At 68.8% G+C, this 19,435-nt stretch carries 7 protein-coding genes; 2 read left to right on the plus strand and 5 right to left on the minus strand.

The features are described 5' to 3' along the window. Positions 1 to 80 precede the first annotated feature (80 nt). Positions 81 to 1,991, minus strand: a complete 1,911-nt coding sequence (gene rmuC / locus WBG79_RS03410) for a DNA recombination protein RmuC (RefSeq protein WP_337355705.1) — start codon at positions 1,989 to 1,991, stop codon at positions 81 to 83. Between the two features lie 216 nt (positions 1,992 to 2,207). On the opposite strand from rmuC, the gene WBG79_RS03415 reads away from it, so the two are divergent. After that, the gene (locus tag WBG79_RS03415) at positions 2,208 to 3,203 is read left to right on the plus strand and encodes a helix-turn-helix transcriptional regulator (protein ID WP_337355706.1); all 996 of its coding nucleotides are present in this window, start codon (positions 2,208 to 2,210) and stop codon (positions 3,201 to 3,203) included. Between the two features lie 12 nt (positions 3,204 to 3,215). After that, positions 3,216 to 3,560: a hypothetical protein gene (locus WBG79_RS03420; RefSeq protein WP_337355707.1), complete on the plus strand. Its 345-nt coding sequence runs from the start codon at positions 3,216 to 3,218 to the stop codon at positions 3,558 to 3,560. Positions 3,561 to 4,151: 591 nt separating this feature from the next. On the opposite strand, the gene WBG79_RS03425 is transcribed toward WBG79_RS03420, so the two are convergent. From WBG79_RS03425 to WBG79_RS03440, 4 genes are all read right to left on the minus strand, one after another. Further along, positions 4,152 to 4,616: a hypothetical protein gene (locus WBG79_RS03425; RefSeq protein ID WP_337355708.1), complete on the minus strand. Its 465-nt coding sequence runs from the start codon at positions 4,614 to 4,616 to the stop codon at positions 4,152 to 4,154. A gap of 15 nt (positions 4,617 to 4,631) precedes the next feature. Then, positions 4,632 to 5,009, minus strand: a complete 378-nt coding sequence (locus WBG79_RS03430) for a hypothetical protein (protein WP_337355709.1) — start codon at positions 5,007 to 5,009, stop codon at positions 4,632 to 4,634. Positions 5,010 to 5,127: 118 nt separating this feature from the next. Next, entirely contained in the window at positions 5,128 to 10,554 is a 5,427-nt protein-coding gene (locus WBG79_RS03435) for a hypothetical protein (RefSeq protein ID WP_337355710.1), read from the minus strand. Next, entirely contained in the window at positions 10,554 to 18,923 is an 8,370-nt protein-coding gene (locus tag WBG79_RS03440) for a hypothetical protein (RefSeq protein WP_337355711.1), read from the minus strand. Before WBG79_RS03440 ends, WBG79_RS03435 begins: the two co-directional genes overlap by 1 nt. Positions 18,924 to 19,435: the final 512 nt, after the last annotated feature.

A 19,435-nucleotide genomic window follows, 5' to 3' on the forward strand; every position in this document is an offset into this window, starting at 1 on the left:
CATCGTCCACCGGCAAAGGCTCCCGGCGGGTCTCGATCAGTGGGCGCAGCACCGGTTCGGTCCCGCGCCCCAGGACCTGTTCAAATCGTGACGCGCTCCGAGCCCCCGTCCTCGTCCTCGTCCGGCGCGGCGATGAGGTCGCCGAAGAAGCCGTCCGGCACTTCTATCGTCTCGACGCTGCGGAGCTTGCGTTCGATAGCACGGGTCCGGCGGCCGGCCAGGGAGACGGTGTTCTGCGCTGTCTCCAGTTGCTTGCCGAGCTTGTCCCAGACCTCGCCGTACTTCTTGAACTCGGTTTTCGCCGCTGCCAGCACCTGCCAGACCTCGCTGGAGCGCTTCTCGATGGCGAGCGTTCGGAAGCCCATCTGCAGGCTGGTCAGGAGCGCCGACAACGTGGTCGGGCCGGTCAGCAGAATGCGGTGCGTGCTCTGGATGTCCGCGCAGAGGCCCGGCCGTCGGATGACCTCGGCGTATAGCCCTTCCGTCGGTAGGTACATGATCGCGAAGTCGGTCGAATGGGGCGGGTGGACGTACTTCTCGCAAATCGTGCGTGCCTGCAACCGGATCGCCCGTTCCAGGGCCGCGCCGGCCTTCTCCACCTCGTCCGCGAGACCGCCTTCCTGGGCGGCGAGGAGGCGTTCGTAGCCGTCCTGCGGGAACTTTGCGTCGATCGGCAGGAAGACCGGCTTGTCGTCCTCCTTGCCCGGAAGGCGGACTGCGAACTCCACGAGTTCCCCGCTCTCGGGCCGGATGCGGACGTTCCGGGCATACTGGTCCGGCGTCAGCATGTCCTCCAGCAGGACGCCCAGCTGGACCTCGCCCCAACCGCCGCGCGATTTCACATTGGTGAGCACGCGCTTGAGGTCCCCGACGCCGTTGGCGAGGGTCTGCATCTCGCCAAGGCCCTTGTGGACCTGCTCCAATCGTTCGCTCACCTGCTTGAAGGACTCGCCTAGTCTCGCTTCCAGCGTCCCTTGCAGCTTCTCGTCGACGGTGAGGCGCATCTGCTCCAGCTTGCCCTCGTTCTCCTTGCGGAGCTGGTCGAGACCGGCCGTCAATGCCGCGCGGAGCGCTTCCTGCTTGGCCTCGTTCTGCTCGATGAGGCCCTTCAGCTGGACGACCATGTCGGCGAGGCCGAGGCGCACCTGCTCGCGCGAGGCGGCAAGATCCTTGGTCGTCCGCTCCTCGAACTCCTTGATGGTCCGGCTGGCATCGGCGAGCCGCTGCGACTGCACCTCCGCAAAGCCGTCGGTCGCGAGTTTGATGCCGGCCTGAAGCGCGACGCCGCTCGCGGTCGCCTCCTGGCGCATCTGCCCGAGCTGGTCGGCGAGAACTTTGCCCGAGGTCGCGAGTCGCTCCTCGACCGTGCGCACCAGCATCTCGATCGCCGTCCGCTGAACCTCGCGAGCTTCCGCCTGCGCCTTCTCCAGGCGCTCGCCGTGCTCCCTCATCGTGAGGCGCATGTCATCGAGCCGGCGCGCCAAGCTGTCCGCGAAACCATCCGTTGCCGTCTTGAGGAAGGCTTGCAGATCCGTCCGGCCCTGGCCGGATTCGATGCGGAATTTGGAGAGCTGGTCCGCCTGCGACTGGCTAGCGGTCCCGAGGCGCGCCTCGAGCGCTTGCTGGTGCGCCGCGAGATTGTGGCGCTGCTCCTCGCGACCGATCCGCGACTCGCCCCGGAAGAGATCCGGCAGGCCCCGCAGCGTGGCGTTCGCCTCATCGAGCAGGCCAGCCAGGCCGCTCATGCTGACCAGGAGTGCCTTTTGTCTTCGGCTCTGCCCAGCAATCAGGAGAACGGCCAGGAGGGCCACGGCCGTCGCGGCGAGCGCGGCATAGGTGGCCGCCACAGGATACTGAAGGTAGATGTCCATGCTCAGCTCATTCAACTCAATTGTGACGAGGTCGATCGTCGCGACGAGTCGAGACCGAAGTCGGCTCGACGTTGTCGCAATGACCGGAATCTCGCCTAAGTGGATGACAAAGCGCGTCATCTGAACGAAAACAGAACAACCTTTGCCTGTAGCCGAGCTGACGCATAGATGGTTCGAATTTCCACCGCCGTGCGGCTGCGCATTATCTAACCTTCTGCAACCAAAGGAAACTTTCTCGGTTGCAGTTGAGGAGATCGTTCCATACACGCTGGACTCCCCCCTATCAATCGTTGCATAGGTTGTAGCGGGTGACAGATTCTGTCTTGGGGTGCTGCCATGTCGTTCGCGAAGGCGGATCAGTTGCTGGAGCTTGCGCGCATGGTCGGGGCCCACCGGATGGGCGTAACGCTCGACGATGTCATCGAGCGGTTCGGCTGCGTTCTCAGGACGGCGCAGCGGATGATGAGTGCCCTCGAAGCGGTATTCCCGGAGGTCGTGGCCTCCTTCGACGAGGATGGCCGAAAGCGCTGGCGCTTCGAGGGCGGGCAGGTCCGCGAGCTGATGTCACTGACGCCGGAGGAACTCGCCGCGCTGGACCTCGCCATCGCCGAACTGCGCCGGTCCGGATCGCCGATCGAAGCGCGCGTGCTGGTGCGCCTTCAGGACAAGATCCTGGCGCTCGTGCCGCCGAAGACCATGGCGCGGCTGGAGACCGACCACGAGGCACTTCTCGAAGCGCAGGGAATCATAGCGCGGCCGGGCCCTCGGCCGAGGATTGACGACGACGTCGCTGCCGCTGTGCTGGAGGCAGTGAAGCGCTGCGTCGTGCTGGAGATCGACTACCGCTCCCACGGCGATTCCTGGGCCAAGCCGCGCCGCGTCGTGCCCTACGGGATCCTCTCTGGCGCGCGCCGCTACCTCGTCGCGCGGCCGGTCGACGACCCTGACGGCCCGATCCGCACCTACCGTCTTGACGCCGTCGCGGTCGCGCGTGTCGGGGACGTCCCTTTCACGCGGCCCGAAGGCTTCGATCTCCAGGCCTTCGCCAACCGGGCCTTTGGCGTGTACCAGAACGAGGCCGAATACGGCCCTGTCGCCTGGCGCTTCCGGCCGGAAGCCGCCGACCAGGCCCGCGGCTATCTCTTTCACCCCGAGCAGGTCCTTGAGGACGAGCCTGACGGCTCCCTCGTCGTCCGCTTCCACGCGTCGGGGCATCTGGAGATGTGCTGGCACCTCTACGCCTGGGGCGACCGGGTCGAGGTGCTCGAACCCGCGGCCCTCCGCCGGATGGTGGATGGCTACCGACGCAGCGATTTTGCCGCAATGCCGTAAAGGAGGATCAACATGACCATTGGTTCCCGTCTCGATCGCCGCTTCTGGCTCGTCTCCGAGGATGGCGTGAAGCTCTATCCGGTGCGCATCCGGAACCGACTCACCGGCCGGTCGGCCTTCCGCATCTGCCCGGCTTCGACGAACATCACCTCGGAGCAGATAGAGGTCGACAACATCGATGAGGTCGAGCGCGCTGTCGTCGTGGAGGGGCACGGTATTCGGGTGGCACCGAACGAAGATGCCGCGGCCAATGTCCGTGCGCTCGGCGGCAGGATCCAGGGGGTCGGATACGTGGCAGATTGGTCGGGACCACGCCACGCGCGAGCCGAACGCGAAACGGCGGCCGAAGAAGGATGATAAATAGCTAATCCACCCGGCTAGGATCAAGACTTCATTCGAGGAATGCTTCGCGAGTGCAAGACTTATGATGATGGGCTGACTGTAAGCTGAAGGAGACTGACGGGAGAATTGATCACTATTCCCGATTGCTGGCTCCCGGCACCTCATGGCGGCTTCCGAGCCCGCCCGCCCGCCCGCCGGCGGCGAGGCCACCGATTCCCGTCGGACCCGGTCTGGGTCGCCGATATCGATGCGCGGGTGTTGCGAGCTGCGCAGACCCGGCGAACGGTCGGGCCATGGCGCACTTGCAAGCGAAATACCGAAAATCAAGTAAATCCTCCGGCGATCCGCCCTCTTGGCAGTCTCAATATCTCGCTGGTTGATCGAGCTGGCTGTCGACATAATCCGCAGGTTTTTCAGATCGACTTGGATCTGTCTTCCAATGCCGGTATGTTCTTGGTTGATGATTCTGGAGACGGGTAGAATTCTACAATCCAACCTTGTGCATCACGGCCCGGTCCATTCCCCCACACCGGCGCGTGTTCATTGGGGGAACTGGGTGGCCGGGCGCGCGGCGGCCTTTGCGGGGCCGTTCGGGCGCCCGGGAGTTCAGCAGGGCCTGCCTGGATCGCAGCGGATCGCCAGGGAGGCGTTGACGTCATCGCGGGCGTCGTAGTCGGGTCGGGCGTCGTAGGCGGGTTCGCCGCAGCAGGCGAAGGCGCGACGGCTGTGGACGATCCAGTAGTGCCCGAGAGTGCCGCTGGCGAGCTGCGTCTTGGCGATCCGCTCATCGTCCTCCGTCCAGGCGACCGACTGCTTATCGCCGTTCTTCTGGACGAGCACCAGCGAGAAGCCGTCCGGCCCGCGTTCGATGCGCGCTACGCATTGCGTGCCGCGATCGAGAAGCGCGACCAGTCGGGCGGGATACTCCTTCGCCAGGGCGGCCTTCTTGGCCCTCAAGGCGGCAGGAATGCGCGGATCGTCGGTACAAAAGTCGGGACCGCAACTGCATGCGGCCGCAACCGGTTGCATCGATGCGACCAGCAGCATGAGACTTGCCAAGGACCTGATCATGGTCATACCTCCTGTTCAGACCACCTTTTTACAGAGTTCGTTGCCGACCTGGACCGGGCCGGCGAACAATTTGAAGCAAACCGTCGTCGGATCGGCGATCCGGACGTCCAGCGTTATCTCGATGCTGCCGATCTTCTGCTTGAAGCTTGTATTTTGGAGCGTCTTGAACGGCGTTGCCAGAGGGACTTCGAAGAGCCCGGTGTCGATCGTGGCGACCAGCGTGCCGCTGACCCACCCCTGATCTATCTTGACGTCCGTGATGTCGAACCGGCTCTCCACGCGCGTCACCCGCCCGTCCTCCTGCCAGGGGCGGAGCGGCAGGGGCAAGGCGGTCGCCTGCGCGATAAGAAGGGCGAGCATGGCAATCGTAGCGGTTAATCGGCGTACCATCATGAAATCCTCCCAATCGATAATGGCCGGAGCGCACGCGTCCGGTTTCGCCCCCTTCGGGGTGCGAACGGAAAATCTGGCGGGCCGCTTGCGGCCCCTCATTGGCCCCTCGCCGCCACCCCTATCGGGGCGGCCCCGGGGGGACTGCAATCTCCAGCTCCGCCACAAAGCGCGGACCGGCTTCGCGGCGCAGATCGAGTTCGGGCGGTGGGGCGCCGCCGCCGGTGTCGGGCACGGGCTCGACGGGGTAGCGGGCGGGGCGCCAGCTCTCGTGTTCGTCGGCCTGCACGAAGTAGCGGGCGCCGGGTCGCGCGGGCTCGGGGGGCAGCGTCAGGGTCGCCGTCCAGACACCGGTCTGGTCACCCGCACCGTCGCACTCGATGAGCGTGTCGATCATCGGCAGTCCGGCCGGGGAGGTCTCACGCCGCACCAAGCGAAACCGGGCTGTGGGGCGCGGGCGGTCGTCCACGGCGCCGAAAGCGGGGGCGCGGCCGCCGAATGAGGCCTTGACGGCGCGCACGCCCGCGCACTCGGTCAGTTCGGCCGCCAAGATCCGCTCCGGCGCCACGATGCCCCAGGCGACGGCGGGCTCGGAGACGCGGAGATCCTTCGGCAGGGCCGGGTTGTAGCGGACGACGCCGAAGCGCACGAACGGATCGGCCATCGGCTGGCGGGCCAGCGTCACGTCCACGTACCAATGCTCCTCGGCCACATCGAAGCGCGGCTCGTGGAGCACAAGCGCGGCGCGGAAGGCGGCGTCGCGCGGCGCGGCTTTGGGGCCTTTCGGCAACGGTATGTCGACGCTGCGCACAATCCGGCTCTCGTCCACCCGGCCGCCCAGAAGGAGGTCGGGGAAGTCGGCCGGGGTCGGCAGGATGGCGCGCACCGCTGAGGCAGGGGGCCGGACCGGATCGGCGCCGATGCGGGTCACGAAAGCGCCGCCCGGTCCGATGTCGGCGTCGAAAAGTTCGGCGAGCGCCACCCGCTCGTCCAGGTGGCGGCGCGGCACCGTGTCCGCCGGCGGCAGCGGGGCGCCCGCGGCGGCGCCGAACAGGTCTGGCGGCCACACGACGATGCCGATCCGCTCGTGGGTGCCCGAGACCTTGAACGGCCGGGCGAGCGGGATGCGGATCGAGGCGCGGCGGCCCGTCGACCAGCGGCCGAGCAGCCGTGTGCCCGCCGGCCGCGGCCCATGCGCCGCCGGGGCATCCCCCTCGCCCGCTGTCCAGCCGAACACAGGGTAGCTCGATTGCGGGGCCGGCGCCGGCGGGCGCTCCAGGCCGGGCAGATCGAGGTCGACCACGAACGCGGCCGGCTTGTCGAAAACGTCGCGTAGGCCCGGGTCGGGCGCGCTTTGCAGGCGGTCGGGCAGCGGCGTCTCGGCGACGAACCGGCCGTTCACCAGCCTGGGCCGCGTGCGCATCAGGGGCGCGTGGCGGGAGATCGCGAGAGCCACGAGCCGCACCTCGCGGGACGCGAGGTCGGGGAACCGGTGCGGCAGGGCCACCCGCGCCGGACGCAGCACCTCCGGCAGATCGCACAGATCGAAGCGGGCCGCGGCCGCGATCGCCTCCGTGGTGGGGGCATCCGGGGCCCCTCCGGCAACGATGGCCTTCAGGTGGGCGGCATGCAGGTCGATGCGGGTCAGCCCGCTGACCTGGGACACGAACGCCGGCAGCTCCGAGATGCGCATCAGCGTCACCCACGAGCGTGGAAGGCTCACGCGATCGTAGCGATCCACCTCGAAGCCGAAGAGCTTGGAGGCCTTCAGGGGTTTCGGCTCGTGCCGCTCCGCCGGGAACGCCTCGTCGAACAGGCCGACGCGCTCCCCCGGCAGGCTCGGCCACGCCCCGTCGATGCGGTCGGCCCGCTCGCGCCGGCGGGCGGGATCGTCGAACTTGCCCGAATGGGGCGAGGCGCAGTACGCGCGGATCTCCAGCGAGGCCGTGGTGGCGAGGTCCACCTCCACCGAGCCGCCGAGCAGGTAGGTGGCGCTGGTCGGGTCCTCGAGCGGTCGGGTCACGAAGCCGTTCCGGTAGGCCTGCAAGGCCGCCTCGGGCGGCTCGCTCTCCGCGGTGGCGCGCACCAGCTTCAAGAGTTCTTCACAGGTGAGCGCGGCGCGGATCAGCCGCACCGGCAGGCGCCGGGCGGCGGGCTCGATCGGCTCCCGGGCGATCTTCGGTGCGGCCAGCGGGCGGTTCACCGCATGCGTGAGGCGCAGCCGGGCGGAGGAGACGAGGTCGGCCAACGGGCGATCGAGGAGCCCGGCGCGGATCGCCTCGGCGGTGCGCAGGCGGGCGGCCTGGTCGGGCAGCAGGGCCCCCGTGAAGCCCGCCAGCATCGGGCCGGTGCCGGGCTTCGCGGACGTGCGCTCCGCCTCCAGCACGGCGACGCTCTCCACCGCGGCGAACCAGCTTTCCAGCATGCCGGCGGTCGGCACGCACCAGGCGACCAACTCCACGTCCTCGCCGGGGGCGAGCGCCACCGTGACGGCCCGCACGGCCGCGGCCGCTCCAACCGGGCGGCGATCACGCAGGCGTTCGCGCTCGTCCAGCCAGACGGTCGGCCACGCGCCGACGCGGTCGAGCGGATAGGTCGGCCGCAACAGGCGGGCCTCCTCCCCGCAGGCGCAGGGGTCGCGCTGCTCCACGTCGACCACCACCGGCAGAACGTCCGGGTAGGTCACCGAAACCTTGCCCCGGTAGAGCGGCACGACGAGCGGCGGCGCCAGCCACGTCGCATCGGGCCCCGGCCGCTTCAGGGCGATCACCATCGCGTGGGCCGCGGGATCCGGGTAGTAGGGGCCGAGCTTATGGTCGGCGCCGGCCATGACATCGAACACCGCGTCTCCGGACGGGTCGACCGGATTGCCGGGCTCGATGCGTCCTTTCGGGTCGACCACCTTCACGCGTTCGACCACCTGCGCCCCGGCGACCTCGCGCATCAGCCGGCGGGCGACCGGGAAGCCGCCGCCTTGCACAGAATAGCGCACTCCGTCGAGGCCATCGGGGGCGCGGTCGCGGTCGTGGTGGCGGTCGAGCACGCCGTGCAGCAGGGCCTGGGTCAGCGGCACGGCGGGGGCGACGAGCACGCGGCGCGCCCGCACCGGCACCGCGATGTCGTCGCGGCCCATGTCCTTCGGCAGGCCGTCGGTGGTATCGAGACTGCGCAGCACCACGTCACGCGCGGTTTGCAGCTCCATCTGCCCGCTCGGGCCCCCCTCGACCGTCTCGATCGCGGCGGGCGGCATGGTGATCGTCGGTGCCGCGATGCGCTCGTGGCGCAGGAAACGGCGCGCCGGCAGGCTCTTCGGGCTTGGCTTTGTGCTCCCGGCAGGCTGCGGCACTGTGAGGCGGCCGCCGAAGGCCGTCTCGTAGCGCCTGGCCGCCTCGGCGGTCGCCATCGCGATACCGCCCACATAGACGGCCCGCATGCCGAACCGGTAGGCAGCCCCGAACCGGAGCCGCGGCGGGCGTGGATCGGACGGGGAGGATGGCAGATCATAGCGGCGGCTGATCGGCACCTGCCCGTCCAGGTCTGGCGACCGGCAGGCCGCCGCCCCCTCGAGCGCCGCCGGCACGGTGCCGTCCTGGCATTCGAGCCCGATCGGATCGCCCGACCACAGCGCCACGAGTTCCTCGCAGAACAGGTTCACTTCCTGATTGTCGCCGGCTTTGCGGGTGACCTCCCGGGCCGCCATGGAGAGAATGGCGGCGTCCAGCTCCGAGCGGGACAGGTCCGGCGCGTTCGGGACGATCCTGGACAGCGCGGCTTCCAGCCAGCCGGGCCGGAGGGCGTTCCAGGGATCGATGTAGTCGACCTTGCGGTTCATCAGACTGCGCCACTGCGGCAGCGCCCCGCCGGACCCATAGGCGCCCACGTCGACGCGGTAGCCGATGGTCAGCTCGTCCGCATCGAAGCGCAGATCGCACGGGTTGGACGGCTGCCGGTCCGCGGCGGCGAGCTGGTCGACGACATGGACGTGGCGCATGCGGTCGATCAGGGCGAGGCCGGCGGTGCGCATCTCCGGCCCCGCCTCGTCGTCGAAGCCGGATCCCGGGGGAAGGGCGCAGCCGGCGGCTACGGCGGCGAGGTCGGGCTGGGTCGCCTTTCCGTGCTGAAGGTCGTCTTCGGCGCGCACCGCCTTGGCTAGCTCCTGGTGTATGCCGGCCTGCATCGCCGAGACCACGTCGAGCGAGGAGACCGCGTAGCGCGCGCCCTCGAAGCCGGGTGCCGCCCCGGGGTCGAGCGCCTGCCCGAGCACCACGCAGCCTTCGAACTGCGATACCTCGGTGAGCGCATCGCCGGCACAGACGGCCTCGAATTCCTCGCGTTGCGCCGGCAGGAAGACGCCGTCGCCGATCGCGTCAGGGCCCGTGTCGAGCCGCAGTTTCGAGAGCGTCCACAGTCGGGGCGTCAGAGACGAACCATCGAGCGACGACACGCAGACGTCGACGAACTGGTCCGCGCCGCTTACCAGATCCGCCGGCACCTCGAACTCGACATCGACCACGAGGCCGAACAGGCGCGCCAGGACGGGCATGGTCTGCAGCCCGTAGAGCCGCGCCCCGGCGGCCTGGCGCGCCGCATCGGAAGAAGGCACATCTGTCGAGCGCGTGGAAGCGGCGATCTCGGTTTCGTGCGCCCGCGCGATCATCTCTTCGGTCGACGGCTTCGGGGGCACGCTCTTGCCGGCGCCGTCCGCTGCCGGCGGCCGGCACCCGGGGTCGGCCTTGCCGGGTGGGCTCGACTTCGCGGCATAGCGCTCGGCCGCGTAGGTCTGGATGTCCGGCAGCACAGCGGCGACGCCCGCCGCTCCCCCGTTTGCCAAGTCGCCGAATGTCTTGCCCTTGAGTTGATCGAGGCCCGGGCGCTTCAACTCGGCGGCATCGGGCGACGCGGCATCCCGCTGAGCGGCCGTGAGACGGGCAGCGGCGGCGATCCGGTCGGCACGCCGGCGCTCGTACACATAGGCGGCGGCGTTGCGGCCGCTCGGATAGACACCGGTCACCACGCGTGGACGCGGCGCTTCCGGAGCCGCCGGTGCGGCGCCGGTCGGGTCCGGCTGGCCGGTGCAGGTGATCCGGGTGGTCTGGTCGGCGGACTGCCTCGGCAGGGCCTCGACGATCTTGTCCCAGCCGAGGCCCCCGTGCCCCATCACGGCGCGCCAGAGATGATCGATGTCGGGGCTGTACGGATTGGCACCGCGCTTCAGCTCGATCGTGACGTGGTGGCCACCGTCCGCTCCGCAGCCCACGCGGAACTCGTCGTCGTTCGGGCTCGGCGAGGGGAGCAGGGACAGCGTCAGCTTGCGCAGGGAGCGGATCGCGTCCGGCCAGCGGGCGATCTCCACCTTGCCCCGTCCCGCTTGCGCCTCCGCAACCGGCGTGAGCACCAGCGCGGCGCGCAGCCAGCTCTTGCCGTTCTTCTTCCGGAAGAGGCCGGCCGGGACCACCTTGGCGAGGATGTCGACCCGGGGGGAGGGGGGCAGGATGGCTTCGAGGGTGGTGACCTCGCCGCTCTTGGGCGGTTCGACGAGCTTGTTCATCAGTCGATCGTCCCGATGGGTTGGCCGAGAGAGGCATCGAAGTAGCGGGCGTAGGTCGCGAAGTTCTTGGCGGGCGAGACGGCGGCGTTGACGAGCCGGCACCGGGCCGTCGTCGTCTCGCCTCGCGGCATCGGACCGGCCAGCTGGATTTGGTCGCCGGCGGGCAAACTGGCCCTATCGCCGCCGCCGCTGAAGTTCTGGCCCTCGGAGCGTTCCACCGAGACCGAGAACTTGAACTTGGCGAAGCCGATCGAGAACGCGTACGAGAAGGTGGCGATGCCGAACATGCCCTGGCCCCGGCTGCCGATCATGACCGACAGGGCCGCCGCCACGGAGAAGATCCACACCGAGGCCGAGCCGCCACAGAAGAACGTGCCGTAAATCTCGGTCTGGTTGACGTACTGGTCCGGATTATTTGCGCTCGGCACTCTGTATTTGCGGATGTAGAAGCCCGACATGACCCGGCCGACGCCGGTCAGCGGCCCGTACGTGTAGGCTGCCATGCCGCCGAATTCGAAAGCGGCTTCGAATTCGACGATCCGGCTCGAGTCCGCCGTGAGGCTGAAGAAGCCGCCGCCGCCGTAGGGCGCGTAGCTGATCAGGAATGGATCCCGGCGGGTGCCGAGCGAGATCTTGAACAGGGCCTCGCGGTTCGAGAACGGCAGCTCGATCGAGGTGTAGAGATTGATGTTGAGGAACGTGACGTTGCCGAGCGAGAAGCCGCCGAGATCGAGCTTGTAGCCGGCTTCGATGCCGGGCGCGCCGGACAGCGGCCTGAGGAAGAAGCCCGACCCCGCCTTGGGTGTCAGGATCGACTGCAAGCCTTGCAGAAAGGCGAGCTTGTCGCCGATCTCGAAGTCGCGATAGCGCACCTTGAACTCGGGCGATGCGCCGCGGTCCACCGTGCAGGTGGCGCCGTCAAACATGAGCCGCACCGCGTTGAAATCCGGCAAGAGTAGAATATCGAACGCCCCGACCTTCGCCTCCGCACTGGCATTCGAGCGGCTCGGCTCGAGCAGGTCCACGACGGTGCGCGTCCGGATCGTCAGCCGCGCACCCTTGGCGGGCTGGAAGACATTGACCTCCTTCATCGGCACGTCGAAGTCGTACGAAAGCGTCGCGCTGGTCGGCACCAGATACTTGATCTGCTCTTCGATCCTCTGCTTCAGCCCCTGCAGATCCACCAGCCCCGAGATATCACCCCGCAACAACCGCGATGCCGTGTCGAAGACCCGCTTCAGCAGCGTCACCGGCTTCGACAATTGAAGGTAGGGCGTCACATCCTCCGCCGGGGTGGCGGCCAGCACGGCGAGCACGTCCGCGCCCGGCTTGGAGAGGTCGTCCCAGAACTTGGTCTCGGCCGCAAGCTTGTCTTCCTTGAGGGATTTGGAGGGCTCCGGTGGGTCTACGAGAAGCTGATCGGTTTGCAGTGCTACGCGCAGATACGGATCGGACACGATCCTGTCGTAGGCGATGTTCCGCTTGGCCAATATGGCGTCATGGGCCGCTGCAATGGGCCCTGCGATGGCACGGAGGGCGGCGGCGGCCGGGGTGGAAACCGACGCCGGCACGAGCAGATGCGACAGTGTCTTCGCCAATGCGTCGGTTTGGGTGCTAACCGCCATGGCGAGCTTGCCGGGCGCCGATCCGAGGCCGTCGAAGGCGTCGGAGAGTTGCTGCAGCCGTTCCTTGTAGCCCTTCGCGGGCTTCTCTAAGGCCAGGATGGCGGCCGTGATCTGCGGGGCCGGGTTCACTGAACGGACGGCCGCCACCCACGCATTGAGATCAGTCACCAAAGCCGCGATGTCGGGCCGCGCCGCAGCCTCCATGCTACCGAGGGCGGCGTTAAGGTCGGCGATCGCTTCGTCCACATGGCGGATCGCCTCGTCCCGGAGGGCCAGCACAGCGACCTGCTGGGCATCTCGGAGCAGACCCAGGAACTCGGCCACGCAGGCTTCCACGAAGACGAGTGGGTCCGGCGCCAGGACGAGGCCCCTCCATTGTTCGAACAGTCCCCTCGCCGTCGCGGCGATCTCGGCGAACCGGTCGAGTGCGGAGCGGGCACGCGGCAGGATGCGCGCCATCGCGTCGACCAGCGTCAAGAGGTCGCCAGGCCCCGTGCAGCCGACGTTCGACAGGGTCTTGGCCAGGCGCGTTGCGTCGGCGAGGTCGGCGGCGAGCGCCGCCCCGGTCGTCTGGACCAGCTCGGCATAGGCGTTGAGCACCGGTATGGCGGGGGTGCCGGCGAGATCCACCTTGGCGGTGTCGATCGCCTTGAGGACCCGGTGGACCGCCGCGGCAAGCCGCGGGCCGGCCGTCTCGTCCGGGCGGATCAGGGCCGCGAGCGCCAGGCGAAGCTTGTCGATGGCCGGGCAGGCTTTGGCGACGAGCCCGCTGACGGCCCTGTCGGCATAGGCGCCCACCAACAGCCGGGCCCTTTCCTCCGCGAACGCACCCAACACCTTCACGACGCCGTCGGGCGTCAGCTTGCCGGCGAGATCCTGGATCTTCTCTGCGAGCTGGATGACCTCGCCGAGCGCCGGATCGGCCAGCAGGCCCTGCAAGGTCTCCTGCGTGATCTCCGCGGCGGCCTTCGTATAGGCCCTCAATTCGCGCTCGAAGCGCCGCCTTTCGTCCCCGACCGCTTTCTTCCCCAGCGCCTCGAGGTCCTTCACGTTGATCGGCAGCGAGTCGCGATAGGCCTTGACCATTCCCGCCAGGGTGCCTTCGCTGCGGGCCGCCTTGACCGCCGTGGCGTGCGCCTGCTCGAGCAACGTGCGCAAGTCCCGATCGATATCGGTATAGATGGCCGCAAAGGCCGGCAGGGGCGCCACGAAGCGCTCGGGCACCGTGTCGGCCACCGTCCGCAGGGCACCGATGAGCGCCGCGGTCACCTGCGTGCCGAGCGCCTTGAGGGCCTCCTTGACCTCCTTCACCAGATTGGCCGTGAACGTGTTCAGGGTTTGCGTGAGGTCCGCGAGGAGCGTCCCCGATACCTGGCGTGCGGCCCGGTCGAGGGCGGCCAGCGGATCGTCCGCAAAGGACTCGATCGTGGCGAGCAGGCCGCGTGCGGCATCGTGGACCGCCGACACAGCGGCGGCGACGCGGATCACGTCCGCTGCGGCAATCGCCTGTGCGAGTGCCAGAGACAGCCGTTCCAGCGCCGTGCCGACTTCCGGATAGAGCTCTGAGATCGAGATCGAATTGCGCGGCCCGCTCCCGGCGCCGACGTCGAGTTCGGCCGACTTCCAGGTCCGTTCGGCCTCGGCCACGACCTGCTGCAGCGGCACCAGCACGCCCCGGCGCAACACCTCGAGGGCGTTCTCGGCTTCGGACGCCACGCCGAAGCCGAGCGTCTCGACGAGCCGCGGGACCTGGTCTCCTGCGGGGTCCAGCAGGCCGGCAATCAGCTTCTTCAGCGAGACCAGGCCGAGCAGCTTGTAGTCGTCGCCGAAAATGAGGTCGTGCACGCTGTCCGCCGAGGGAGCGGCCGGGACGGCGGCGACGTCGGAGGCGCCCGCCTGGGCGAAGCGCACCGGCCGGCGGGCCGTGGGCATTCGGGCGTTCGTGTAGCGCCGGGCGAGCGCCGGAATGGTGCGGATGTGCGGCTCCTGGGCCAGGCCGAAGACCGCATCCTTCAGGTAGCCGCGGTTCGGATCACTGCCGCCCATCGGCCCGTTCAGCCGCGACAGAACGAAAACATACGAGTCCGGCCGGGCCAGGGCGCCGGCCCGGTCGCCCTGGTCGCCCATGGCGAGGCGGAACGTCTCCGCCACGTCGAGATAGATTTCGGGCGTCCCGGACCCGCCGGGGGGAGTCTTCGGGAAGCCGTCGCGCAGATAGTCCCCGTCGAAGCGCACGGTGGCGGCAGGGGCGGGGCGACCTGTGAAGCGCTCGACCTGAGAGATCTGGATCTGGGCTTCCACGAGCCGCGGATAGAAGGGCGGCTGGTCGGCACCCACCATCAGCGACGTGGGAGCGTAGAGATCGTTGACGCCCACGAAGCCGTCGTCGGTGAGCGCTTCGTCCGTGACCTTGGCGACCACCTGTTCCGGCGTCTGCCGCACGGTCCCGTGGACGCCGAGGAGCCAGTAGTTGGTCTTGAAGCTGGTGTCCCCGGACTTGCGCGCCTCGGCGTAGCGCCGGACCGCGCCACCGTGCTGGACGCGGCGGAAATCCTTGGGGCCGCCGAAGCGGTCCGGCAGGACTTTGGCAGCGTTCTCGTAGAAATGCGCCACCGCCGCCATGACGACCGGGTCGCCGGCCGCCACGTTGTCGACGAACAGGAGCGGCACCGACACCCGCCCGGCCTCGCCGGGCACGTCCAGCTCGAAGGCGAACGGTGCCTCCAGGATGCCCGTCTTCGGCCAGAACACCAGGCCGGTGCTGAGCTTGCCCCTGGCGAAGATCCGGGCGCGCTCGTTGAGTATCCACGGCGGTACGGGAGTGACGTCGGGCCGCTCGAGCGGGACGTCGGACGCGCTCATCATCGGGTCGATGATGTCCGGTGTGCGGGTTGTCAGGATGCGGAGCGCGCTCGGCGGCCACTGGCGCCCGCCGATCGGCTGTCCGACCGCCGGATAGCGCTTTTCCGGCACGCTCACCTTGATGAACATGCGCTGGATCAGCACGGCCGAAACCGGCCCGCCCGGCCGCGGCGTGACGAACTGGCGCTCGGTCAGCTTGACCAGGCTCGCCCGGTGGCCGAGCGGGAACAGGAAGCCCTTGTAGACCACTTCGACCGTGATATCCCGCCCGAGCAGCGTGGTCTGCCGCCAGCGCTCGATACTGAAGCTGTCGAACAGCGGCCGCTGGCCGTCACGGCTGTCGAGGAGCCGGGCCGCGTAGGGAGGCGAAAAGCTGGTGTCGAGCACGATCGAGCCGCCGAGCGCCGAAAGGCTTAGTTCCGACCAGTCCAGCGCACGCGGGCGGTAGATGGCGCTTTCGGCCTCGACGTCGTTCAGCTCGAAGCCGGGTGGCGGCTCGAACTGGTCGCCGGCCGGATCCAGCTTGCCGTCCTCACCGCGCCGGCCGATCACCGGCAGGCCGTATACGGAACTCGCTGCGACCAGTTCGTGACGGTCATACGCATCGAGCGGCAGGCGGTACGGTGGCGGCTCCGCCGCTCTGCCCCACACTTGCAGAAACCGCTTCCAGAACGGGATCTTGATTGGCTGGGCGCTGTCCGGCCTCCAGTGCCGTCCGTCGGAATCGAGCGGCCCGAGCGTCCACGGCGGCACCGGCCCACGCGGCGGCGACGTCAGCCCGGGCAGGCGCTCGCCATTCTGCGGCACCAGATCGCGCGATGCGGCAAGGAACACGCCGGGGCGGAAATCCGGCGAGGCCACCGCGCGCAGCCGCGCATCCGGGCCGGTGCGATCGAGCCGAGCGCGCCACAGCGGCACCGGCCGGGGCGACTCGCACGGCCCCCTGGCCTCGTCGTAGATCGCCTCGGGCACCCGCTCCGGGGTGATAAAGGTTGCGTCTTGGGCGGGCGACAGCTCGAGCCGGCTCGGCAGTTCGATGGCGGTTTCCAGGTCGTTCGGCGCCAGCCCGGCCAGCCGGTAGATGTCCGCGAGCCGTTGATGAGCCGAGCCGAAGCCGTCGCCGCCGAGCCCCTGGAAGCGCAGGATCTCGCCGACATCCTGCACCTCCCGCCGGTCGTGTCGACCCGGCTTGCGGCCGTCGTCGTAGCGCTCGAACAGCTTCTCGGCCCGGCGCACCACCGACAGGTCGAACCGCTGCCAGTCCGTCAGGGCGTCGAAATCGAACGCGACGGCGGCCTCCCCGTGACGGCGCTCCATCTCGGCCATGTCGACCCGGAAGGCCAGCCGGGTGCGCCCGGACAGCCGCGCCGGCGCCGGCAGATCGATCTGTTCGCCGCCCTCCGCCAGGAGCTTGCCGAACGAGGTGATCGCGGCCTCGATCGCCGCCGTGTACCCCGCCGCGTCGAGTTTCACCTTCGCCGCGTAGTTGGACGCGTCCGGGGCGGGTGACACGAACTCCTGGCTCGCGAACAGCGTCGCGGCCGTCCCGGTCGCGCCGCCGCCGCCGCTGGCGCGGAAATGCTCGCGCAACATGCCGTACATCGGATCCCGGGTCGCCTTGGCGCGCTCGCGGGCGATCACCTTTGCGAGGAATTCCGGATCGTTGACGTTGTCGGGCTCGTGTGCACCGAGTGCCTCAATGCGCTCGCGCAAGAGCTTGGTGGCGCGGTCGGCCCCGATCGCCTTCTGGGTGAGGCGCGCCACCACGGCCTCGTCGGGATCCATTTCCTCCGGGCCGATATAGACGGCGAGTTCCGGCGACAAGAGTCGCGGCCCCAGCGCCGGGGCGGCGATCTCGCCGAAGCGCTTCGCGAACTCCGCGAAGGTCGTGAGGCCGTCCAGCCTTTCGGTGTCGATCTTGAGCACCTGGCGCGCCAGGCGCGCGCACCGGCGCGCCTCGGGCGTCTCCGGCCGGATCTTGTCCAGGAATGCGCCGTCCGCGCCGCTCTGCTCCCCCTCGATCAGTACCTGAGGCAACTCGACATCCTGCCGAAAATAGGCGCGCTCGGCCAGATGCTGGGGCGGGAACTCCACCACCAGGATCGGCTTGGTCCCGTCGGCGGCCTCCGCGAAGCGGCGCGGCGCGGGCGGGCCGTCCGGCGTCCGCCCGTCCGCCTTCCCCTCGGCCTTGTTGCGCACCCAGTCGGCATGGGTCTTCTGGAAGGCGAGGTCTTCGGGCGAAACCTGCGGCCGGCGGTCGGCGATGCGGCCGGGCGACTGCACCACGCGTGTCCGCCCCTCTCCCGCCACGATATCGAGCGCGTGAAAACGGAATACCAGCGCGGCCAGGTCCGAGGCCCGCGAGGCCCGCAGGCGCGCCGTATCGAGCGGCAGGCGCAACCGATGAGATGCGAGCTTGGGTGGCACGCCCCCGGCGTCGTCGAGCCGCACCCACCCGGCCGTGCCCAGGTCGCGCGGGTCCGCCGCGCCGTAGACGAAGCGGCAGGGTTCGCCGTCGAAATCGAGGCGCGAATAGGTGGCGTTGGCGAGCGCGATCGACGCCGATGTCACCAGGAACGGCGCATCGAAAAGCTCCAGCCGGTCGTCCAGCGCGCGCGCCACCATGGGCGGGCGGAGCCGCGGGCGATCCTCCGTGGCACGGCCGACCGCGTAATGCGGGCGGATCGAGAACCGGCCGAGCGCGGTCTGAAGGCGCCGATCGGAGTCCCGATCCTCGGCCGCCCGCCCGCCGACCGTCGGGCGCCAGCCGGGCACGGCCATGAAGGTGGTGGCCAGCCCCTTGGCGCTGCGCCGCCGTTCGACCACGCCGTAGGCCGCGCCGAAATGGCTCTCGACCCCGCCGGCCTCGAAGGTTGTGCGCTCCAGGCCGGCCAGCAGGGCCGCGGGCGGCCGATTGTCCGTGTAGCTTTCGGCCGCGAACCAGACGGACCCGCCCGAGGCGATCACGCGCGCGCCGCGCGGGCCCCCGAGCCGCACCTCGGCCGGTCCGACGTCCGGGGTTTCGGCCACCACGGCGGCGAAGATCGGGCTCGTCCGCCCCGCATCGGCCCGCGCCGCCCCGACCTGATCGCCCGGCCGCGGCTCGATCACCGGCCCCGGCACCGTGCTCTCGGCCTGCGCGCCGTAGATCCGGCGAAGTTGCTCGGACGGGGCGGTTTCCGGGCGCACCCAGGCCATGCGGAGCGCGCCGAGCTTCATCTCGCCGAAGGCGGCGAACCGGTCGTTCTTGTGCTTCGGCCGAACCGTCCACGTGCCATCCTTGTCGATGGCGATGCAGGCGCGCCCGGCGGGCCTGATCACGCCGTCGAACACGCGATCGAAGAACCGCCCGAGTTCCGCTGCGCTCGCCTCGAATTCGAAGTTTGGGAAAGTCTCCGGCTTCAGTGCGGCGCGCCCGCGCTCCGCGAAAGTCGAGCAGGAGAACTCGGCCGTCCATCCTTGCTTGGCACGATAGAGCTCGACTGCGACGCGCTGGTCGTCGAGCCGGCCGAACGCCGCGGGCACGACCTCCAGCCGGTGGGCCGCCCCGTTGAGGCTGTAGACGATCCCGGCCCGCGGCCCGAACGCGCGCGCCTCCAGGGTGAGCACCGGGAAGACGCGGGTGGTGCGCACCTCCGCGCCGTTCTTCGTCGAGATCTCGACCCAACGCAGCGACGCGATCGCTACCGTCGGACTCTGGCGGTTCGGGAAAAATTCCACAGTCAGCTCGGCCTTGTCGGGCGCGATGATGGGCGCGGCGGCTGCCGCGATGGTCAGCCCCGGGGCGGCGACCGAGCCACCGAGGCCAGCCAGCAGGCTGCGGCGATCCAGCACCGCGGCGCGGGCAATTGCGCCGATCGGGTCGAAGCGAAAGAAAGTCATGGCATGACACTCCCGGCCCAACGTCGAGCGCAGGGGCAGTGAGGATACGGACGAATATCGCGCAAGACGAGACGCACCCTGCAGCGCAAAATGATCACACGCGCGGCGGTTTCGTCAGTATTCGCGGCGACTCTAGTCGTGGAGGGTGAGGAGGTAGGTGGATCGCGTCAAATCGAATGATGAAAATATAATCATAGCGCTCCTCCATACTTAACAAAAAAGTTCCACCGAACCGACAGCATCGGCCCTCAAGGGGTGGTCTATTCAATGTGTCGGGCAATCTCGCGATGACGATTTCGGCTCTATTGGCTGCACTTTCTCATCGGAGAAGGCCTGAGAACTTCTTTAATATCAATGTGCCGAGGATACACGAGCTCCTGCACTTGGCAAGGTCTTTTTTGCGACCCTGCGCACCCATTCTCCCCCGGCACAACTGCCGTGCTGGACCTTCTTCTCTCAACGGCCAAAGCCGGCACGGGTCGGCTCAATCCGAGTTATATAGTTTAAAAGCT

Source organism: Prosthecomicrobium sp. N25 (genome assembly GCF_037203705.1).
Taxonomy (GTDB): domain Bacteria; phylum Pseudomonadota; class Alphaproteobacteria; order Rhizobiales; family Ancalomicrobiaceae; genus Prosthecodimorpha.